This is a genomic window from Corynebacterium sp. NML 120412, assembly GCF_002285155.1.
GTDB classification, from domain to species: Bacteria; Actinomycetota; Actinomycetes; order Mycobacteriales; family Mycobacteriaceae; genus Corynebacterium; species Corynebacterium gottingense.
Genome location: NZ_NSGL01000001.1, coordinates 1,373,377 through 1,391,172 on the forward strand (window position 1 = coordinate 1,373,377; position 17,796 = coordinate 1,391,172).

Below are 17,796 nucleotides of genomic sequence, written 5' to 3' on the forward strand. Positions count from 1 at the left end.
CAAATCTACCGGAAGCGCGCTACTCGCCCGCGAACGTTTCCAGCGCGAGCTGCGGCAGATCCGTGGCCATGAGGTCCACCCCGCGGGCGCGGCACCACTGCATCTCGCGCGGCAGGTTGACGGTCCACACATAGGACGGCTGGTCGGCCGCGCCGAGCGCCTCCGGCTCAGCCTGCGCCTGGCGCACGGACGGACCTGGGCCCGTGGCCTGGCCGAAGTCCACCGGCAGCGGCTCGGTCGGGTCCATCAGGGCAAAGGAGCGCAGCTCGGGGAGCAGCTCGCGGAAGCGCTCGATGGCCTCCGGGTTGAAGGAGATGAGGTGCACCTGCTCGCCGGTGTCCATGCTGTGCGCGCGCACGATCCGCGCGACCTCCTCGTCCAGCTCGGCGCCGAACGGGGACGGAGGCTTCGTCTCAATGAGCAGGTGCTTGCCCGGGTACTGGGCGAGGAGGTCGAGCAGCTCGCTGAGGAGCATGATCTGCTGCGGGTCCTCCGGAGTGCCGAAGTTGAGCTGGCGGATCTCCTCCAGCGTCAGCTCCGCGACCTCACCGGTGGCGCGCTCGCCGTCGGCGGTCATGGCGGTGCGGTCTACGGAGAGGTCGTGGATCACCACGGCCTGGCCGTCCTTCGTCATGTTCACGTCGCACTCGATGCCGTAGATGTCCAGCTTGAGCGCCTCCTCGAAGGCGCGGCGCGTGTTCTCCGGGTAGCAGCCGTTGAATCCGCGGTGCGCGACGATGCCGGGAATGTTGGAATCCATGGAGTCTCCTTAGCTCGCAGGTGCCGGGGCGGGCACGCTCGTGGCGTCCGCGCGCGCGAACGTCTCCAGCGCCAGGTTGGGCAGGTCGGTGGCCAGGACGTCCACGTTGTGGTCGCGGCACCACATCATCTGCCGCGGCGTGTTCACGGTCCACGTGTACGTCTTCAGCCCGCGCAGCCCGACCAGCTGCTGCCGCGCCTGCAGGTGCTGGATGGACGGGCCGACGCCGTACGGGCGCGACAGCATGGTGCCGCGCGGGTTCCACCGCTTCTCGCGCACGCGGAACAGGTAGTAGGTCTCCAGCTGCGGCGCCATGTGCGTGAAGTAGCGCACCGCCTTGTGGGAGAAGGAGATGATGTGGATGCGCTCGCTGTGCAGCAGCCCCGCGTAGGTGAGCACGCGCAGCGTCTGCTCGTCCACCTCGGGCCCGTAGAGGGTGGGGTGCTTCGTCTCGATGTAGAGGTGCTTGTCCGGGTAGTCCTGCATGAGCTCCAGCAGCTCCTCCAGCAGCATGATCCGCTGCGGGTCCTCGTCGGTGCCGCAGTTCAGCTCGCGCAGCTGCGCGTAGTCCATGCAGTCGACGCGCCCGCGCCCGTTCGTGGTGCGCGAGACGTTCGCGTCGTGGAAGACGACGAGCTTGCCGTCGCGCGAGAGGCGCACGTCGCACTCGATGCCGTGGATGGGGAGCTTCAGCGCTTCCTCAAACGCTCGCCTGGTCAGCTCGGGGTACATGCCGGAAAATCCGCGGTGCGCAACAATGTTCGTCTGCCTCACAGTGCCCAAACCTACAACGGGTTGCGCCCCCGCGCGACCGGAGAAACTTTGTCATAATGCTGGGCATGGGCACACCCAAGCTTATCGACGCCACCGCGCCCCTTTCCCGCCTCACCGCCGGTATCGACTCGGCGCGTCGGGCCGTGCGGCGCGCCCGCGGCCGGTACAGCTTCGACCGCCACGGCGTGCTGGCCGCCCCGCTCGCCGCCGTGGAAATCCTCGCGGACCTCTCCCCCATCGTCCGCCTGCAGGGCCTGCGCCGCCTGCCCAACAACTTCCGCTCCGGGGTGATCGGCGCGGAGATCGCCTCGTGGGGCGCGGTCGCGCCCTCGCTGCTGCCCCGCCGCTGGTGGACCACCGCCGCGAACGTGGCGATCTGCCAGGCCGTCGGGCACATGATCGGCTCGGGTGTGGGCAGCGTCGCGCGCGCCTGCGGGACGAGCGGGCCGCGGGGGCGGCACGCCAACCCGGCGCGCATTGTGATGAGCTCGATGACGATGGCGGCCTACGGGGCGTCGTTAAGCGTGCATGCGCGGCAGGAGCGGCTGGTGGAGAACCCGCGCCCGGTGCGGGCGGCCGACACGGTGGCCGGTCTGGCGGTGGGCACGCTGGGGTACGGCGCGACGCTGCTGCTTGGCGAGGCCCTGCAGACCTCCGTCGACCGCATCAACGCCGTCTTCGGCCGCCGTCTCCCGCCCGTGACCTCGTGGCCGCTGGCAATTCTCGCGGTGGGCGCGGGCGCCTACCTGTTCACGGATCGCCTGGTGGTGCGCAACTTCCTCTCCAACGTGTACAAGGAGGCGGAGGAGCTTAACCGGCAGTTCCTCCCGGGCGCCGCGCAGCCGCGCGAGCCGGAGCGCACGGGCTCGCCCGCGTCCGGCGAGGCGTGGCGCAGGATGGGCCGCCAGGGCCGCGCGGTGGTCGCGGGCGGGCCGCGCAAGCGCGACATCGGTCTGGTCCTGGGCGAATCCCCCGACAAGGTCAAGGAGCCGATCCGCATCTTCATCGCGCTTCGCGACGGCAACCGCAGCCGCTCCTACGAAGAGATGGCCGCCGCCGCCCTGCGCGAGATGGACCGCACCGACGCCTGGTCGCGCCGCCACATCGCGGTCCTCTCCGCCGCCGGCACCGGCTGGATCAATGACTTCCACACCTCCGGCTTCGAGTTCGTCGCGCGCGGCGACTGCGCCATCGTGGCCATGCAGTACTCCTACGTCCCGTCGCTCTACTCCTACATGGCGGACCGCGAATCCGCCGTCCAGTCCTCCCGCATCCTCATCAATGCGATTCGCAACCGCATTTCGCTTCTCGACGCCCACCGCCAGCCCAAGCTCTACGTCGGCGGAGAGTCCCTCGGCGCTTACGGCGTCGCCGACGCCTTCCACGCACCCGAGGAGCTGCTCGCCCGCACCTCCGGCGGCGTGTTCACGGGGGCGCCGGCGTTCTGCGCCGCTCACGCGGCACTGACGCGCCGGCGCGAAGAGGGCAGCCCGCAGCGCCTCCCCGTCGTGGACGGCGGCCGCCACTTCCGCTTCATCTCCCACCCCGACCACCTGGACCACGACTACGCAGGCAACGAGTACGACGCCCCGTGGGAGTTCCCCCGCGCCGTCTTCGCCCAACACGCCTCGGACCCCATCGTGTGGTGGGACTGGAGCCTGCTGTGGCGGGCCCCCGACTGGCTCAAGGAGCCCGGATCGCGCGGGGTCCCCGCCCCCGCCGCCCAGCACTTAGACGTGCTGGACACGCTGCGCTGGTGGCCGTTTGTCACCTTCTGGCAGGTGGGTATCGACCAGATCAACTCCAAGGACTTCGCCGCCCCGCACGGGCACAACTACCACGCCGAGACCGTCGCGGCGTGGAACAAGGTGCTCGACGGCGGGCTCACCAACGCCGAGCTGGAGCGCATCAACCGGTGGATTGCGGCGGACGCGACGAAGCTGCGCGCTTAGATCCCGCAGGCGACGCCCGTGGAGTGGTGCGGGCAGTAGCCGTTGGGCACCTTGTGCAGGTACTGCTGGTGCTGTTCCTCCGCCAGGTAGTAGTCCACGTCCGCGCGGACCTCGGTGGTCATGTCCCCGTAGCCGGCCTCCTTGAGCTGGCGGCCGTACTCGTCGCACCACTGCCGGATCTGTTCCGCTTCCTCTTCCGTGTCCGGGTAGAAGGCGGAGCGGTACTGGGTGCCGTGGTCGTTGCCCTGGCGGTAGCCCTGCGTGGGGTCGTGCGCCTCGAGCGCGGTGCGCACCAGGTCCTTCAGGCTGATCGTTTCCGGGTCGTAGACCACCTCGACGGTCTCCGCGTGGTTGGTCCTGCCGCCGCACACCTCGGCGTAGGTGGGGTTGGGGGTCTGCCCGCCGGCGTAGCCCGCGGAGGTGGACTCCACCCCGTCGAGCTCCCAGAACATCTTCTCCACGCCCCAGAAGCAGCCAATGGCGATGCGCAAGCGGCGCTGCTCCGGCTTCCACGGCCCGGTAATCGGGGTGCCCAGCACGGCGTGCGGCTGGGGGTTTGGCAGCAGCGGCTCCGCGCGGCCGGGCAGCGTCTGGTCGTCCGGAACGAGCTCAGGTGTCAGTGCAAAAAGGAATCCCATGTGTCTAATAACTAACAATTGGGCCCCGGAAATTCCACGGATATTTTCATTGCACGAAATGAGTTTTTGTCTACTATGGGGCACGTCATCACAAGTTGACGAAAGGATTTAGCACAATGGCTGTTTACGAGCTTCCGGAACTCCCGTACGCATACGACGCGCTTGAGCCCCACATCTCCAAGGAGATTATGGAGCTGCACCACGACAAGCACCACGCAACTTACGTCGCTGGCGCGAACGCTGCGCTCGAGGCCCTCGAGGCTGAGCGCAACGGCGAGGCAAACCCGGACAAGCTGCGCGCGCTGTCCAAGAACCTCGCGTTCAACCTGGGTGGCCACACCAACCACTCCATCTTCTGGAAGAACATGGCATCGAACGCTGGCGGCAACCCGACCGGCGCAATCGCCGAGACCATCGACCGCGACTTCGGTTCTTTCGAGGCATTCCAGAAGCAGTTCGCTGGCGTCGCCACCGGCCTGCAGGGCTCCGGCTGGGCCGTCCTGGGCTACGACCACATCGCTGGCCGCCTGATCATCCAGCAACTGACCGACCAGCAGGGCAACATCTCCGTTGACTTCACCCCGGTCCTCATGCTGGACATGTGGGAGCACGCGTTCTACCTGCAGTACAAGAACGTCAAGGCTGATTACGTCAAGGCTTGGTGGAACGTCGTCAACTGGGACGACGTCAACGAGCGCCTCGCAGCTGCGTCCAAGTAAGGTCCTAGTAAGGCCCGAGTAAGACGCCGCACCCCGCGCCGACCACGCACCCGCGTGGCCGGCGCGGTTTTTTATGGGCACGCCACAGGAAATCCGGCGAAACCGTTGCGGGAGCGCGCAAAAAGGTGGACCATAAGTCCTTATGAGGAAGGGCACGATTGAGTATCGCAGAGCGTCGATAGGCATGCTCCTCGTCGGCCTGGCGATCTTCTCCTCGCTCTACGCCACGCAGGCGCTGCTGCCCACGCTCACGCGCGAGATGGGGATCGACCCGTCCACCGCCGCGCTCACCGTGTCCGCCGCGACGGGCGCGCTCGCGGTGTGCGTGGTGCCGGCGTCGATCCTGTCGGAGAAGTTCGGGCGCGGCCGCGTACTGGTCATCTCCGCGCTCGCCGCCACCGCGCTCGGGCTGACGTTGCCGCTGGCGCAGAGCATCGAGCAGCTCGTGGTGCTGCGCTCGCTCCAGGGAGCGCTGCTCGCGGGCACGCCCGCGGTGGCGATGGCGTGGCTGTCGGAGGAGCTGGACGAGCGCGACCTCGCCGGCGCGATGGGGCTCTACATCGCGGGCACCTCGGTCGGCGGGCTGACCGGCCGCCTCATCCCGGCGTTCATGCTCGAGGTCACCGACTGGCGCTGGGCGCTGGCCACGAGCGCCGCGGTGAGCCTCGCCCTGGCCGTCGCCACCGCCATCCTGCTGCCGGAGCAGCGCAACTTCCGCCCGAAGGCGTCGATCCGCCCGGGCGCCGAGGTCCGCGCCGTGGCCGGCCACCTGCGCAACCCGCGCCTGGTCGGGCTGGTCGCCACCGCGTTCATCGCCATGGGCGTGTTCGTGTCCATGTACAACTTTTTCGGGTTCCGCGCCATCAATGATTTCGGGCTCGCGCCGTCGCTGGCGGGCCTGACCTACGTGATGTACCTGTCCGGCACGTGGTCGAGCGCGCGGGCGGGCAGCTTCGTCTCCCGCTTCGGTCGCGGCCGGGTCGTGCTCGCCGCCGCGGTGCTCATGCTCACCGGCGCGCTCATCGGGTCGAGCGGCAACCTCATCGTCACGCTGGTGGGGCTGCTCCTCTTCACCGCCAGTTTCTTCGCCCTGCACTCCACGGCGTCCGGCTGGGTAGGGCTGATTGCGGAGAAGGACCGCGCGGAGGCGTCGAGCCTCTACGTGTTCTGCTACTACATGGGATCGTCGCTGCTGGGGGCGGCGACGGGCCAAGCGTATGAGGCGCTGCCGTGGGCGGGGTTCGTGGCCGTGCTCGCGGCGATGCTGGGCGCGCTCATCGCCATCGCGGTCGCGCTCGCCGTGGCGGAGAAGCGATCAGAGTAGCGGCAGGCCCGGCGCGCCCGCGTCGAGGAACTCGCGCACGGCGCGCGTGGCCCGGCAGTCGTCCTCGTTGTAGCGCAGCAGCGTCTCCCGCGCCGCCGCGCCGTCGGCGCCGCCCTCCCGCGCGGCGCGGCGCAGCGCCACGGAGACCTCGCCGTCCACGTCGTCGTCTTCCCAGGTGAACCCCACCACCGGCCCGAGGACCTTGAGGCCCAGCCCGTCGGTGCCCACCAGGTGCGTGCGCACGTGCGCGAACACGTCCACCCACTCGTCGGAAGCGATGAAGGCCTGCACCTCGGCCAGCTCCACGGAGTCGAAGCGCTTGGCGGATGACTTCATCCAGTGGTTCTCGCCGCCCGCCGCGTAGCAGTAGGCCGCAAACGTCTTGCCCGCCGCGTGCGCCGCGTCGCGCACGCCCATCAGCCAGCGCCAGAACTGCGTGAAGTTGCGTTCCTCGGCCTCGCCGCCCACGTCGTCCCAAGTGACAAACGCGCGGTACACCGCGCCGTCGTACGCGCCCCACAGGTAGGCGCCCTGGTCCAGGTACGCCTCCATGTCCACGTCGATCTCCACGTCGGCGCGCGGCACGCGGATCGGCCCTTGGCGTCGCAGCACCGGGATACCCTCGCGCCAGGAGCGGGCGATTACCGACGCCTCGCCGCAGGAGGCGTCGATAAGCCCCTGCACCGTGACGATCCCCCTGTCGCGCCACGCGTCGCCCCGGCCGCCGGAGAAGACGAGCGAGATGTCGTCGAGTTCGCGCAGGCGCGGCTCGCAGAGCTGCCAGAACCGGCAGCCCGCGCACTGCTTGAGGCGCAGCGGCTCGTCCGGGATCGGTGCGCCGAGCGCGCGCAGCATCGGCGGCACGAACCGGGTGACCTCGCCGAGGTAGGCGCGCTCGCGGTCCTGGCCGATGCTCGCGCCGAGGCCGGTGGCGGAGTCGCCGAGCAGGAGTTCCGCCATGGCGAGGCGGTAGCCGTCGATGGTGTGGTGGCGCGGCTTGGCGCGCACCGCGAGCGGTTTGCCCAGCCCGAGCCGGCCGGTGGGCACCATCCGCGTGCTGGACTCCGGGTCCTTGCGCGCGACGCGGTGGTTGGACACGATGACGGGGAGGTAGCCGTCGTCGGTGCGCACGAGCACGTCGATCTCGTCCACCACGCGGATCCCCTCGAGCGTGCCGCACAGGACCGCGCGCGTGATCAGGTGGGCGCCGCGGCGCATCGCCGCCCGCGTCTCCGCGTCGCGGCTGAGCAGCTCGGTAGGGGTCGTGGCCGGCGGGAGGTCGACGCGGACGAAGGCTTTCCGGCGGCCGTCGCCAACCGCCCGCTTCGTGGGCAGCGCGGCGAAGACGAGTTCGCGGGCGGCCTCGAGCTGCGCCTGGCGGGACTCGCCGCTCGGGGTTGGACCGATCTCCGGGTGCGCCCAACGCTGGCGCAACCGGAACCTGCATCCCACGAGGTCCGCGGGACGGACCTGAAACGGCTCATTCACAATATGGACCACATTACCTGGACGGCGGGTAAGATCGGGACAGCGAAAAACGACACGACCAAGGAGCACCACCCCAATGGGAGTTTTTGAAGCGATCCGCAAGGCCCGCGCGAGGACGAAGGCGGAGATCAAGGCCGCCGAGGCGCGCGCCCGCAAGATGGCCAAGGAGCAGGCGAAGGCCGATCAGAAGACGGCGAAGCTGCTGGACAAGGCAGAAAAGCGCCTGATCAAGGAGGAGAAGAAGGGCCTGAAGCGCAAGCGCAAGCACGAGAAGCAGCTGGCCGAGGCGCACCTGAAGCGCATCGAGCAGACCGGCTTTACTCAGAAGAAGGCGAAGCAGTGGGTCGGCGCGTCGCGCATCCTCGTGCCCATCCTGCTGCCCCTGGCGTACAAGGCGTACACCTCCTACCAGCAGAACCGCATGAACTCCCGCGCCGCCGGCCTGGGTGTCAACCCGCAGGACCTCGCGCGCCACTCCGGCCGCGGCGCCGAGCTCAAGGCGCGTATTGATGCCCTGCGTACCTCCATCGAGTCCGCCGACAACCTGCCCTCCGGCTTCTCCGGCGACGCGAAGGTGCGCCTCAATGAGCTGGCGCGCAACGTGCGCGACGCGGAGCACCTCAACCCGGAGCAGCGCCGCCTGGCGTACGGCACCGTGGAGGAGGAGCTGGACACACTCGGCGCGGAGATCGCCAAGAAGTCCCGCTAAGCCTCGGGGCTCTCGGAGCTCTTGGGGGTTACAGCACCCCCTGCTCGCGTGCCGACGCCACCGCCGACGTCCGCGAGCGCACCCCCAGCTTGTCGTAGATGTGCACCAGGTGCGACTTCACCGTTGCCTCCGACAGCATGAGCTGCTGGCCGATCTCCCGGTTCGAGGAGCCTTCGGCCACCAGCTGCAGCACCTCCAGCTCGCGCGGCGTAAGCGAGGAACGCGGCGCCCTGTCGCGCGTCTCCAGCTTGTCGCGCACGACCGGCGACAGTGAGGCGTCGCCGCGCGCGGTGGAGCGCACCGCGGCGAGCAGCTCCTCCGGCGGCGCGTCCTTGAGCAAGTATCCCACCGCGCCGGCCTCGATCGCGCCCAGGATGTCCGCGTCCGTGTCGTAGTTGGTCACCACCAGCACCTTCGGCGGCGTCGCCATGCTGGAGCGGATCTCTGCCGTCGCCTGCGCGCCCGTGGTCACCCGCGCGCCCTCGGACCCGGCGCCGAAGCGCAGGTCCATCAGGATCACGTCGATGCCGCCCGCCTGCGCGGTCGCGATTGCGGCCTCGGCGGTCGCCACCTCACCCACGACGCGGATGTCCTCCGCCGCCTCGAGCACGGAGCGCAGCCCGAGCCGCACAATTTCGTGGTCATCGGCCAGCAGCACCCGGATCATCGTTCACCTCGTCCTTATCTTCGTCGATGCGGTTGGCCGCATCATTCTTTTGATTGACATTACTCGGTACCGCGACCGAAAGCGCCGTAGGTCCACCCGGCGCGGACTCCACCACCAGCTCCCCGCCCAGCTCCGCGGCGCGCGAGCGCATCGCGTCCAGCCCCAGGTGCCCCAGCCCCGCGGGCTGCTCCGCCTGCGCCTCCGTGTCGAACCCGTGCCCGTTATCCACCACGTCCAGGCGCACCTCCCCGGCTCCGTACGTCAGCGTCACCCGCATCCGCGTCCCGCCCGAATGCTTCACCGCGTTCGCCATCGCCCCCTGCGCGATCCGCAACAGCCCGGCCTCGGTGCGCATCGGCAGCTGCTGCGCCTCCCCGTCCGTGTCGATCTCAATACGCATGTCGCTCGCCGTCTCCAGGTCGCCCGCGATGCGGGTGAGGGCATCGCTTAACGACGTCTCACTCAACGGGGCCGGCGCCAACGCCGCGATCATCGCCCGCGTCTCCGCCAAGTTGTTGGACGCCGCCCGGCGCGCCGTCTCCATCCGCTTCAGTGGCGCCTCCAGCTGCTCGGCCGGGACGTCCAGGCCCGCGAGGTCCCGCTCGGCGGCGTGGAGCAGCATCTGGATCGAGGACAGGTTCTGCGCCACCGTGTCGTGGATCTCGTGCGCGAGGCGCTCGCGCTCCTGCGCCACGCCGGCGGCGCGCTCGGTGGCGACCAGTTTGTCGCGGGTGGAAAGCAGCTCGTCGATAAGCGCCTCCCGCTCCTTACTCACCCGTCCGATGGTGGTGAACGCGTAGTTGATGGCCACCACGACCGCGGCGGAGAGGACCGGGCCGAGGACGCCGCCGAGGGTGAGCCCGCCCGGGATCTGGATGAGGACGGAAATGATGAGGCCGGCGGCGACAAGGAGGAGGCCGCGCCAGTTGTTAAAGACGCGGAGGAAGACGAAGAAGAGGATGAAGACCCAGTAAACCGCGACCGGAGAGATGGTCATATCCGCGACCCACACCGCGGTGAGCGCGAGGCACCACAGGCCGCGCATCCAGCGGCCCCACCGGTGCATCTCCACCATGCCGTAGAACAGGACGAAGGAGAAAGAGGAGACCAGGAGGATCTGCAGCAGCGCCAGGTTCAGCGGCATCCGGGCCAGCGCGCCGAGGGAGACGAGCACGAGGCACACGGCGAGCACCGTGATGCCGGTGTCGAGCGCCTTGTTGTCCGGCACGTCTGCGGTCGGCTGCGCCGCGCTGGCTAGTCTAGAGCTCATGCGTTTGACACTACCCACTGTGTGGATGGCCCCCGTGCTCGTAGCAACCGGTCTCGCGCTCGCCGCGTGCGGCAGCGGTAGCGAGGGCGGAGCAGGCACCGCGGGTGAGGAGCCGACGGAAGCGGCCGCGCCAGACTCCGGGCTGCCCGTCGAGGCGCTGCCGGCGACGGACCGCAACGGGTGGGTCGACTGCCCCTACCTGGATACGGAGTGGGTGGCGCAGACCAACGGGCAGCGCGTCACGGGCGTGGGCATCGACGAACGCTTCGACACGCCCGCTTGCCAGTTCTGGTCCTACCCGGAGGAGCCGCAGCTGACGGTGGTGGTGCGCCACATGGACAGCCCGGAGGCGGCGATGCAGGTGGTGGACTGGGCCACACCGATCGAGTACACCTCGCCCGCCGACCAGCCGGTGGGGTGGAACGGCGGGCGCCACGGCGGCGGCGAGGTCCCCGACCGGATCGGTGCCGCATACTCGGTGGCCAAGGGCTCTCACGCCGTCACCGTCTTTACCAACCAGGACGAGTCGGTGAAGGCCCAACACGTGGCGGAGCAAGTCATCGCTACCCTGGGCCTGTGACCGAACACGTAACGCCCCCAGACCAGCCACTCGCAGAGATCATCGTCGCCGCAATCGTCTTCCGCGACGCGGAAGGGCGGGTGCTGTGCGTGCGCAAGCACTCCAGCCCTCGCTACCAGCTGCCGGGCGGCAAACTCGAGCCCGGCGAAAGCACCCTGGACGCTGCGCTGCGCGAGACGCGCGAGGAGATCGGCGTGGAGGTCGACCGCTCCCGCCTCAGCTACCTGGGTCGCTTCAGCGCGGAGGCGTCGAACGAACCGGGGCACACCGTCACCTCGACCGTGTACGTGCACCCCGCTCCGCCCGCCGCGCCGGTGCCCGCGGCGGAGATCGCCGAGGCCGCCTGGATCGACCCGGAGGAGCCCGGCGACCGGCAGATCGCGCCCCTGCTCGCCTCGCGGATCTTCCCGGCGCTGCGCCCGCGCCGGCTGCGCGCCGTCACCGTCTTCGCCGGGGCCAACCCCGGCAAGCGCCCGGAATACCTCGAGCAGGGCCGCCTGCTCGGCGAGGCACTCGCCCGGCGCGGCGCTACCCTGGTCTACGGCGGGAGCAAGGTGGGCGTGATGGGAGCGGTGGCCGCGGGGGCGTCGGCAAGCGGCGGCTCCTCGCTCGGCGTGCTCACCACGCAGCTGGCCAACTACGAGCTCAAGTTCGACGGGCTGGACCGGCTCGAGCTGGTCGGCTCGATGGCGGAGCGCAAGGCGATGATGAGCCAGCAGGGCGACGCGATCGTGGCGCTGCCCGGCGGGACGGGCACGCTGGACGAGCTGTTCCAGGAATGGACGAGCCAGCAGCTCGGGCTGCACTCCAAGCCAATCGGGCTGTTTGGCAGCGAGTTCTGGCAGCCGCTGCTGGACATGGTGGATCACATGGTGCACAACGGGTTCGTGCGGCAGACGGACCGCGACCACCTCGTCGTCGCGGACGACCCGGACGAGCTGCTGGACAGGCTGGAGCGGTGGGTGCCGCCGGTGCCGCGCTGGACGGACTAGACGGCGCTCAACGGCGCTAGACGGCGACGTCGTTGTACGGCATCATCGCCGAGATCCACGGGAACACGACCTCCATCAGCAGGAAGAACACCGCGACCAGGACGATGACGGCGATGAGGGCCTTGACCCACGTGTTGCCCGGCAGCTTGCGCCACAGGAATGCGTACATGCGCTACTTCACCTCCGACATCGCGCTCGGGAGGGTGTTGCCCTCCGGGTTCTTCGGCAGGACCTCGGTGCGCATCGCGTGGACCACCATGCGCTCCGCGTTGGAGAACTGCGGGTGGCAGGTGGTCAGCGTCATGATGCCCTCCATGCCGTCCACCACCTCCATGGACTTCGTCTCCGGCATCGGGTTGACCACGTCGATGTCGCCGGGCAGCGTGATGTGGCGTCCCTGCACCTTGCCGTAGTCGCCGGTGGCCACCCGCTCGTTCATCCCGCCCGGCAGGCAGTCCGCGGTCTCGGCGCGGCGCTCGTCCGGCTGCTGCGACATGGGGAGCACGCGGTAGGTCACCCACTGGGTCTGGGTTTCCACCACGATGGCGTCGCAAGCCTTGAGCCCGCCCAGGTCGTTGAAGGGCGCGCCCTTGCCCACGCGGTGGCCGGCGACGGCGAAGTTGCCGTTCTCGCCGGGCATCTGGGTGTCCGGGTAGCGGCCCGGCCCGACGAGCAGCTCCTGTTCCTGCACGCCCTCGATGATGGCGAACTCGTAGTCGGGGCCGAAGGCGGGGATGTACATGCGCGCGAAGGCGTCGCCAAGCGCCGGCGCTTTCGCTTCGCGCGGGTTGACCCAGCCTTCGCCCCACTGCAGCTCGAGCTTCTGCTGCGCCTCATGCTGCTTCTCGCCGGAGGCGATGTTGGTCCAGAACGACTCATAGAACGCGAACAGGAGGAGGAGGGCGCCTGCGGTGAGCAGGAGTTCTCCGATGACCTGTGAGGCACTGATGCGGTGAGGGGCTGCGGGCATGGCATAACATTAACTCACGACCGCTCGCGCGCGGCACTGCGAACGACGCTACGAAAGGGGCGCTTGCTCAGCATGCTGGAAATGTTGGTCTACCCGGTCTCTGCGGTGATTAAGCTGTGGCACTGGCTGCTTGCAGACGTCCTGGGCATGGGCCCCTCCGCCGCGTGGGTCGCCTCCGTGATCCTCCTCGTGGTCACGGTCCGCGCGCTCATCATGCCGTTTGCGCTGCAGCAATACCGCATCAGCCGCGTCGGCTTCCTGGTCAGGCCGCACCTCGCGCGCATCAAGGCGCAGTACGCCGACGCCACCTCGCCGGAGGCCATCGCCGCGGAGAAGCAGGCCATGAAGAAGGTCCAGGACGAGCACAATTACAACCCGCTCGCAGGCTGCGTCCCGGCGCTCATCCAGTTCCCGGTGTTCATCGGCCTCTACCGCCTGCTGCGCTGGATGGCCGTGCCCACGGACGGCGACAACCACACCATCGGCATCCTCACCCCGCAGGACCTCGATACGTTCCGGGCAGCTTCGCTTTTCGACGCCCCCCTCCCCGCCTACATGGCCATGCCCCCAGAACACCTCGCCGCTCTCGGCACCACGGAGGCGCAGGTGCGGGCCGTAGCCCTGCCCATGGTGATCGCCGCCGTCATCTTCACCTGCTCCAACCTTGCGATCTCGCAGATGCGCAACCGCTCCACGCTGGACTGGGAGAACGCGATGACGCGGAAGTCCTACGGCCTGCTGTGGTGGGCCATTCCGCTCATCGCCCTGAGCCTCATCTCCGCCGGGCTTTCCGGCATCGTCCCGATCGCGGTGCTGCTGTACTGGGTCACGGGCAACCTGTGGACGATGACGCAGACGATCCTTTTCTGGGCCTGGACGGTCCGCCGCTACCCGGCGGAGGCGCTGCACCGCGAGTTCTGGGCGGAGACGAAGCAGAAGGCGGAGGAGCTGCGAGCCGCGCGCAAGGAACGCACACGGTCGCGCCGCGCGAAGCGCCTGCGCGCGCTGCGCCACCCGGGCGAGGCGGGCGCGATCGCCCGCGAGCTGCGCGCCGAGAAGCGCGAGCGCAAGCAGGAAAAAGCGCGCGAGAAGCAGGAGCGCAAGGCGCTACAGAAGGCGCGCAACGAGGCGAGCCGCCAGCTCGCGCGGGACAAGAAGCGCCAGAAGCAGGATCAGATGGAGTAGTCCGCGGGCGGCGCGCCAAGCTGGCTTTCCGCCAGGTCGCGCGCCTTGCGCAGCGGTGCGACGTCGCGCAGCAGGCGCGCGCCCGACATCCCGCCGTCGAGGAAGATGAGCAGCTCGTCCGCCTGGTTCGAGGAGTCGTAGCCGTTCTTGTTGCTCAGCAGCTCCGTGAGGGTGTCGTGCATCCAGGTGCGGTGGTTCAGGCAGGTCTGCACGATCCGTTGCTCCGACTCGGTGTCGGGGCGCGGGTACTCCGTCGCCGCGTTGAGGAACGGGGAGCCGCGGAACTCGCGCTGCGGTTCCGCCTCGATGGCCATGTCAAAGAAGGCGAGGACCTTCTCGTCCGCGCTCGACGCTTTGACCGCGCGCTCCTCCCACCGCTGCCGGTACTGCTCGTCCAAGCGCTCCAGGTAGGCGATGACCAGGTTGTCCTTGGAGCCGAGCAGGCTGTACAGGGACGCCTTCGCCACGTCGGCCTCGCGCAGGATCCGGTCGATGCCGATGACGCGGATGCCTTCCTCGGTAAAGAGTTTCGTGGCCGCGTCGAGGAGGCGCTGCCGCGGGCTCGGGCGGTTGCGGCGACGAGTCGTCGTCTTCTTTTTCGCCGTGCCACTGCTCACGTTGCGTCCTCACTTCCTCCGGTCATTGCGTCTGGTCTCAATATAGACAAACCGGTACGTACATTCCAGTCGGCCGGGTATATCTTTCACCCCGCGCATGCGAACGCCCCCGGTGGTGCTGCGGTAAGCCGCAGGCCGATCCGGGGGCGAATCGTGATCTCGCGCTACTTGCGCTTGTTGGTCACCGCGTTGATGATGCCAAGGAGGATCGCCGCGCCCAGCAGGCAGGTGAGGAAGCTGAAGAACAACCCAGCGCCGGCGACGTCAACGCCGAACAGGCCGAGGACCCAACCACCGATGAGGCCGCCGACGATGCCGACGACGATGTTCAGGCCGATGCCCATCTGCGCGTCGCGGCCCTGCATCTTGGAGGCGATCCAGCCCGCGATGCCGCCGATGATGATCCAGGCGATGAAGCCCATAGACAGAGTCATAGTGAGAAAATTCCCTTCGTATACGTGCGTACCTTCGTTCGCCTTCCCATTATGCCTGTCTTATATGAGGACCGCTAGACCTTACTCCTCCGGGCGGACCACCATCATCGGGCACGGAGCGGATTGCAACAGCGCGCGCGAGGTGGAACCGAGCAGCATGCCCTTGAAGCCACCGCGGCCGTGCGAGCCCGTGACCAGGAGCTGAGCGCCTTCCGACGCCTCCGTCAGCGCCCGGACCGGCCGGTCGCGGGTGATGAGGGTGCGCACCTCGACGTTGGGGAACTGCTCGCGCAGCGTGCCCAGGTACTCCTCGAGTTTTTCGGCCTTTTCCTTCTGCACGGCCGACCAGTGGTCGTCGTCCACGGCGAAACCGGCACCCGGTGCCTGCACCTGCGTATCGATCCAGGTGTGCACCGCCACGAGCTCCGCCTTGCGAGCGTTCGCCTCCTCAAAGGCGTACTCAACGGCGCGACGGGACACCTCAGAACCGTCGACGCCGACAACAACCGGGCCGTACTTGTTGGCGTCGGTGACGTTGTTGTCCTCGCGCACCACCACGACCGGGCAGGACGCGTGGGAGACGACGGCGCCGGAGACGGAGCCCAGGACCATGCCGGACAGGCCGCCCAGGCCGCGGGAACCCATGACCACCATCGTGGAGCTACGCGACATCTCCAGCAGCATGTCAATCGGGGAGCCCTCGGCGACGGCGTGGCCGATCTTGATGTCCGGCGCCACCTCGAGGGCGATGTCGCGGGCCTCGTCGATCTTCTTCAGGGTTTCGCGCTGGAGGTCGTCGAAAAGCTCTTGCGGCGGAACCATACCCTCCGCGTAGAGGAACTGGGGCATGGTGTAGCTGGAGGCCAGACGCAGCGGGATGCCTCGCTTCATGGCGGTGTTCGCCGCCCAGCGCACCGCAGTCTGCGATGCGGGGCTGCCATCCACGGCGACAACGACGATGTCTTCGCGATCTTCCAGGTTTTCTCGTTCTTCGCGGCTCATAGCCTCCGCCCTTTCGATTGGGGAACTGGTTATATCCTCAGTGTAGCGCGGTGGCGGGGGTGCAGTCGCCGTTACTGCGGAATCTCAACCTTCTCGGCGGCGTCCGCGTTGGCGGGGAAGAAGACCTCGTACAGGAACCTGAACAGGTCAGCGATGCCCTTGCCGATCCCCTCGGAAAAGAACTGCAAAATTGGGTCTAGCATTGCTCCAATGTCCATGCCGGATACGCTACTACATACTATGGCCCGCAAAAAGAGCAAGCTCGCACCGCCGTTGCCCCCGCGCGACGGCCTCGGCGCTTCCCGCGTCCGCGTGCCCGAGACCGACGCGCCGCTCACCGCCTTCGAGTTCCTCGCGGAAGTCATCGCGAGCCAGCGCCACCGCCACCCCGAGGACACCCCCGACGCCGTAGCCCGCCGTTTCGCCGACGGCGAGGTCGTGCTGCGCAGCGGCCAGCCCATCGCCGCCGACCGGGTTCTCTCCCCCGGCACCGACGTCTTCTTCTACCGCCGCCCCGCCCCGGAGCGCGAGGTCCCGTACCGGATCACGACGGTGTTCGAGGACGACGACATCCTCGTCATCAACAAGCCGCCCTTCCTCGCCACGATGCCGCGCGCCGCCCACATCACCGAAACGGCCACGGTCCGCCTCCGCCGCGCGACCGGCAACGAGGAGCTCACCCCGGCGCACCGGCTCGACCTCATGACGTCCGGCCTCCTCCTCTTCACCAAACGCCGCGAGCTCCGCGGCCCCTACCAGGAGCTTTTCGCCCGCCGCGAGGTGCGCAAACAGTACACCGCCATCGCGCCGCACCGCCCGATCTCGCCCACCACGTGGCGCCACCGCATCCACAAAGTCACCGGCGACGTCGCCGCCACGCTCGTCCCCGGCACACCCAATGCCACCACGCACGTCACGCAGATTTCGCTTATCGACGCCCCCTTGTCCCCCTCCCTCGCCACCACCTATTCCACCCCAGAGCCGCTGGCCAGCTACCTTCTCGAGCCCGTCACCGGCAAGACCCACCAACTGCGCATCCAGATGTGCGCCGCCGGTGCCCCAATCCTTGGCGACCCGATCTACCCCACCATTCACCCCTTCGGCACCGAAGACTTCTCCCGACCGATGCTGCTCACGTCCGTCTACCTCGGATTCACCGACCCGCTCTCCGGCCGGGGACGGGAGTTCCGAGCTGAGGCGTGGCTGCCGGGGGCAGGGTGGCGCCTATAAGCAAACCGCTCCCACGCCGCGCGCTGCTGCTTGCCTTGAGCGACGAGCTGCGCAAACAGCTCGTCCTCGGGCGGCTCGTCCGGGATCGGTGCGCCGAGCGCGCGCAGCATCGGCGAAACCGGCGCCGGTACGACAGAGAGAGGACCTGGCGCGCGTACTCGGCGGCGAGCAGGTCGTTCGCCTGGAGGCCGAGGAGCGTGGCCATGAGCTCGGTGGTGTCGCGCGTAGTCATCCCGTCTTTCGCGCCCTTGGCGCTCAGCGTGGCGATCACCGTTGCTGAATCGGTCGGGCGATCCTCCGCGGCACGCTCCTGGATCGCCCTGAAGATCTTGGCGTAGTTAGGGCGGTAGAAATCTCCCGCCTCGACGTGAACTGCTCCCCATTAGTTGGACTGAGAAATCAGTTACCGACTAGTGGGGAGTAGTTTTCTTTGAGAGCACGAAGTTCGCTAAGTGATCGCGCAGCGCGGGCAGTTGGTTGAGCTT

The 17,796-nt window shown here is 68.5% G+C and carries 21 protein-coding genes; 8 read left to right on the forward strand and 13 right to left on the reverse strand.

Annotated elements, in window-relative coordinates:
- Positions 1–19 precede the first annotated feature (19 nt).
- Complete coding sequence (locus tag CKJ84_RS06255) at positions 20–760, reverse strand: glycerophosphodiester phosphodiesterase family protein (RefSeq protein ID WP_095546264.1); 741 nt, start codon at positions 758–760, stop codon at positions 20–22.
- Positions 761–769: 9 nt separating this feature from the next.
- Positions 770–1,534 (reverse strand): glycerophosphodiester phosphodiesterase family protein, encoded by a 765-nt coding sequence (locus CKJ84_RS06260; protein ID WP_255407224.1) that lies wholly within the window; start codon positions 1,532–1,534, stop codon positions 770–772.
- 65 nt (positions 1,535–1,599) lie between these two features.
- On the opposite strand from CKJ84_RS06260, the gene CKJ84_RS06265 reads away from it, so the two are divergent.
- On the forward strand, positions 1,600–3,486 hold the full coding sequence (locus tag CKJ84_RS06265) for an alpha/beta-hydrolase family protein (RefSeq protein WP_095278882.1): 1,887 nt from the start codon (positions 1,600–1,602) through the stop codon (positions 3,484–3,486).
- On the opposite strand, the gene msrA is transcribed toward CKJ84_RS06265, so the two are convergent.
- A complete protein-coding gene (msrA, locus tag CKJ84_RS06270; RefSeq protein ID WP_095546266.1) occupies positions 3,483–4,124 on the reverse strand; it encodes a peptide-methionine (S)-S-oxide reductase MsrA in 642 nt (213 codons plus the stop codon). The genes CKJ84_RS06265 and msrA overlap by 4 nt on opposite strands.
- Before the next feature lie 116 nt (positions 4,125–4,240).
- On the opposite strand from msrA, the gene CKJ84_RS06275 reads away from it, so the two are divergent.
- Both CKJ84_RS06275 and CKJ84_RS06280 read left to right on the forward strand, forming a co-directional pair.
- Positions 4,241–4,843 carry a superoxide dismutase gene (locus CKJ84_RS06275; RefSeq protein WP_095546267.1) on the forward strand — a complete coding sequence of 201 codons (603 nt, stop codon included), beginning with the start codon at positions 4,241–4,243 and terminating at the stop codon, positions 4,841–4,843.
- A 142-nt stretch (positions 4,844–4,985) separates the two neighbouring features.
- On the forward strand, positions 4,986–6,167 hold the full coding sequence (locus CKJ84_RS06280) for an MFS transporter (RefSeq protein WP_233125521.1): 1,182 nt from the start codon (positions 4,986–4,988) through the stop codon (positions 6,165–6,167).
- On the opposite strand, the gene CKJ84_RS06285 is transcribed toward CKJ84_RS06280, so the two are convergent.
- Positions 6,159–7,655, reverse strand: coding sequence for a TM0106 family RecB-like putative nuclease (locus tag CKJ84_RS06285; RefSeq protein ID WP_233125522.1), 1,497 nt, complete (start codon positions 7,653–7,655; stop codon positions 6,159–6,161). The genes CKJ84_RS06280 and CKJ84_RS06285 overlap by 9 nt on opposite strands.
- Positions 7,656–7,731: 76 nt before the next feature.
- Between CKJ84_RS06285 and CKJ84_RS06290 the strand changes: the two genes are divergently transcribed.
- Positions 7,732–8,364, forward strand: coding sequence for a DUF6474 family protein (locus CKJ84_RS06290; protein ID WP_095546270.1), 633 nt, complete (start codon positions 7,732–7,734; stop codon positions 8,362–8,364).
- A 28-nt stretch (positions 8,365–8,392) separates the two neighbouring features.
- Here CKJ84_RS06290 and CKJ84_RS06295 read toward each other — a convergent pair whose 3' ends face one another.
- Positions 8,393–9,031, reverse strand: a complete 639-nt coding sequence (locus tag CKJ84_RS06295) for a response regulator transcription factor (RefSeq protein WP_095278870.1) — start codon at positions 9,029–9,031, stop codon at positions 8,393–8,395.
- The gene (locus CKJ84_RS06300; protein WP_095546271.1) at positions 9,006–10,301 is read right to left on the reverse strand and encodes a sensor histidine kinase; all 1,296 of its coding nucleotides are present in this window, start codon (positions 10,299–10,301) and stop codon (positions 9,006–9,008) included. The genes CKJ84_RS06295 and CKJ84_RS06300 overlap by 26 nt, the downstream gene beginning before the upstream one ends.
- Between CKJ84_RS06300 and CKJ84_RS06305 the strand changes: the two genes are divergently transcribed.
- The gene (locus CKJ84_RS06305) at positions 10,300–10,881 is read left to right on the forward strand and encodes a DUF2020 domain-containing protein (protein WP_095546272.1); all 582 of its coding nucleotides are present in this window, start codon (positions 10,300–10,302) and stop codon (positions 10,879–10,881) included. The two genes, CKJ84_RS06300 and CKJ84_RS06305, sit on opposite strands and share 2 nt — an antisense overlap.
- A complete protein-coding gene (locus CKJ84_RS06310; RefSeq protein ID WP_095546273.1) occupies positions 10,878–11,873 on the forward strand; it encodes a TIGR00730 family Rossman fold protein in 996 nt (331 codons plus the stop codon). The genes CKJ84_RS06305 and CKJ84_RS06310 overlap by 4 nt, the downstream gene beginning before the upstream one ends.
- Before the next feature lie 16 nt (positions 11,874–11,889).
- Here CKJ84_RS06310 and CKJ84_RS12350 read toward each other — a convergent pair whose 3' ends face one another.
- Together CKJ84_RS12350 and CKJ84_RS06320 are read right to left on the reverse strand one after the other, a co-directional pair.
- Positions 11,890–12,042, reverse strand: a complete 153-nt coding sequence (locus CKJ84_RS12350; RefSeq protein ID WP_095546274.1) for a hypothetical protein — start codon at positions 12,040–12,042, stop codon at positions 11,890–11,892.
- A gap of 3 nt (positions 12,043–12,045) precedes the next feature.
- Positions 12,046–12,843 (reverse strand): class E sortase, encoded by a 798-nt coding sequence (locus tag CKJ84_RS06320; RefSeq protein ID WP_095537425.1) that lies wholly within the window; start codon positions 12,841–12,843, stop codon positions 12,046–12,048.
- 72 nt (positions 12,844–12,915) lie between these two features.
- Here CKJ84_RS06320 and yidC point away from each other — a divergent pair, with 72 nt between their 5' ends.
- Positions 12,916–14,028, forward strand: coding sequence for a membrane protein insertase YidC (gene yidC / locus CKJ84_RS06325; protein ID WP_095546275.1), 1,113 nt, complete (start codon positions 12,916–12,918; stop codon positions 14,026–14,028).
- On the opposite strand, the gene CKJ84_RS06330 is transcribed toward yidC, so the two are convergent.
- The 4 genes from CKJ84_RS06330 to CKJ84_RS12355 all read right to left on the reverse strand — a co-directional run bounded on the left by CKJ84_RS06330 (position 14,016) and on the right by CKJ84_RS12355 (position 16,299).
- Positions 14,016–14,645, reverse strand: coding sequence for a TetR/AcrR family transcriptional regulator (locus CKJ84_RS06330; protein ID WP_095535965.1), 630 nt, complete (start codon positions 14,643–14,645; stop codon positions 14,016–14,018). The two genes, yidC and CKJ84_RS06330, sit on opposite strands and share 13 nt — an antisense overlap.
- Positions 14,646–14,809: 164 nt before the next feature.
- Positions 14,810–15,079, reverse strand: a complete 270-nt coding sequence (locus CKJ84_RS06335) for a GlsB/YeaQ/YmgE family stress response membrane protein (protein WP_095535964.1) — start codon at positions 15,077–15,079, stop codon at positions 14,810–14,812.
- Positions 15,080–15,160: 81 nt separating this feature from the next.
- Positions 15,161–16,081, reverse strand: a complete 921-nt coding sequence (locus tag CKJ84_RS06340) for a universal stress protein (RefSeq protein ID WP_095546276.1) — start codon at positions 16,079–16,081, stop codon at positions 15,161–15,163.
- A gap of 71 nt (positions 16,082–16,152) precedes the next feature.
- The gene (locus CKJ84_RS12355; RefSeq protein WP_165765395.1) at positions 16,153–16,299 is read right to left on the reverse strand and encodes a hypothetical protein; all 147 of its coding nucleotides are present in this window, start codon (positions 16,297–16,299) and stop codon (positions 16,153–16,155) included.
- On the opposite strand from CKJ84_RS12355, the gene CKJ84_RS06345 reads away from it, so the two are divergent.
- Positions 16,235–17,311 (forward strand): pseudouridine synthase, encoded by a 1,077-nt coding sequence (locus tag CKJ84_RS06345; protein ID WP_369801142.1) that lies wholly within the window; start codon positions 16,235–16,237, stop codon positions 17,309–17,311. The two genes, CKJ84_RS12355 and CKJ84_RS06345, sit on opposite strands and share 65 nt — an antisense overlap.
- On the opposite strand, the gene CKJ84_RS12700 is transcribed toward CKJ84_RS06345, so the two are convergent.
- Positions 17,235–17,639, reverse strand: a complete 405-nt coding sequence (locus CKJ84_RS12700) for a hypothetical protein (protein WP_369801169.1) — start codon at positions 17,637–17,639, stop codon at positions 17,235–17,237. The two genes, CKJ84_RS06345 and CKJ84_RS12700, sit on opposite strands and share 77 nt — an antisense overlap.
- Between the last annotated feature and the right edge of the window lie 157 nt (positions 17,640–17,796).

Bases quoted from the DNA above. Each gene is read 5' to 3' on its own strand.
- CKJ84_RS06320 (WP_095537425.1), bottom strand. From the start codon at position 12,843: ATGCCCGCAGCCCCTCACCGCATCAGTGCCTCACAGGTCATCGGAGAA.
- CKJ84_RS12350 (WP_095546274.1), bottom strand. From the start codon at position 12,042: ATGTACGCATTCCTGTGGCGCAAGCTGCCGGGCAACACGTGGGTCAAG.
- CKJ84_RS06340 (WP_095546276.1), bottom strand. From the start codon at position 16,081: ATGAGCCGCGAAGAACGAGAAAACCTGGAAGATCGCGAAGACATCGTC.
- CKJ84_RS06300 (WP_095546271.1), bottom strand. From the start codon at position 10,301: ATGAGCTCTAGACTAGCCAGCGCGGCGCAGCCGACCGCAGACGTGCCG.
- CKJ84_RS06280 (WP_233125521.1), top strand. From the start codon at position 4,986: ATGAGGAAGGGCACGATTGAGTATCGCAGAGCGTCGATAGGCATGCTC.
- CKJ84_RS06265 (WP_095278882.1), top strand. From the start codon at position 1,600: ATGGGCACACCCAAGCTTATCGACGCCACCGCGCCCCTTTCCCGCCTC.
- CKJ84_RS06335 (WP_095535964.1), bottom strand. From the start codon at position 15,079: ATGACTCTGTCTATGGGCTTCATCGCCTGGATCATCATCGGCGGCATC.
- CKJ84_RS06290 (WP_095546270.1), top strand. From the start codon at position 7,732: ATGGGAGTTTTTGAAGCGATCCGCAAGGCCCGCGCGAGGACGAAGGCG.
- CKJ84_RS06345 (WP_369801142.1), top strand. From the start codon at position 16,235: ATGCCCTTGCCGATCCCCTCGGAAAAGAACTGCAAAATTGGGTCTAGC.
- msrA (WP_095546266.1), bottom strand. From the start codon at position 4,124: ATGGGATTCCTTTTTGCACTGACACCTGAGCTCGTTCCGGACGACCAG.
- CKJ84_RS06255 (WP_095546264.1), bottom strand. From the start codon at position 760: ATGGATTCCAACATTCCCGGCATCGTCGCGCACCGCGGATTCAACGGC.
- CKJ84_RS12355 (WP_165765395.1), bottom strand. From the start codon at position 16,299: ATGGACATTGGAGCAATGCTAGACCCAATTTTGCAGTTCTTTTCCGAG.
- CKJ84_RS06295 (WP_095278870.1), bottom strand. From the start codon at position 9,031: ATGATCCGGGTGCTGCTGGCCGATGACCACGAAATTGTGCGGCTCGGG.
- CKJ84_RS06275 (WP_095546267.1), top strand. From the start codon at position 4,241: ATGGCTGTTTACGAGCTTCCGGAACTCCCGTACGCATACGACGCGCTT.
- yidC (WP_095546275.1), top strand. From the start codon at position 12,916: ATGCTGGAAATGTTGGTCTACCCGGTCTCTGCGGTGATTAAGCTGTGG.
- CKJ84_RS06305 (WP_095546272.1), top strand. From the start codon at position 10,300: ATGCGTTTGACACTACCCACTGTGTGGATGGCCCCCGTGCTCGTAGCA.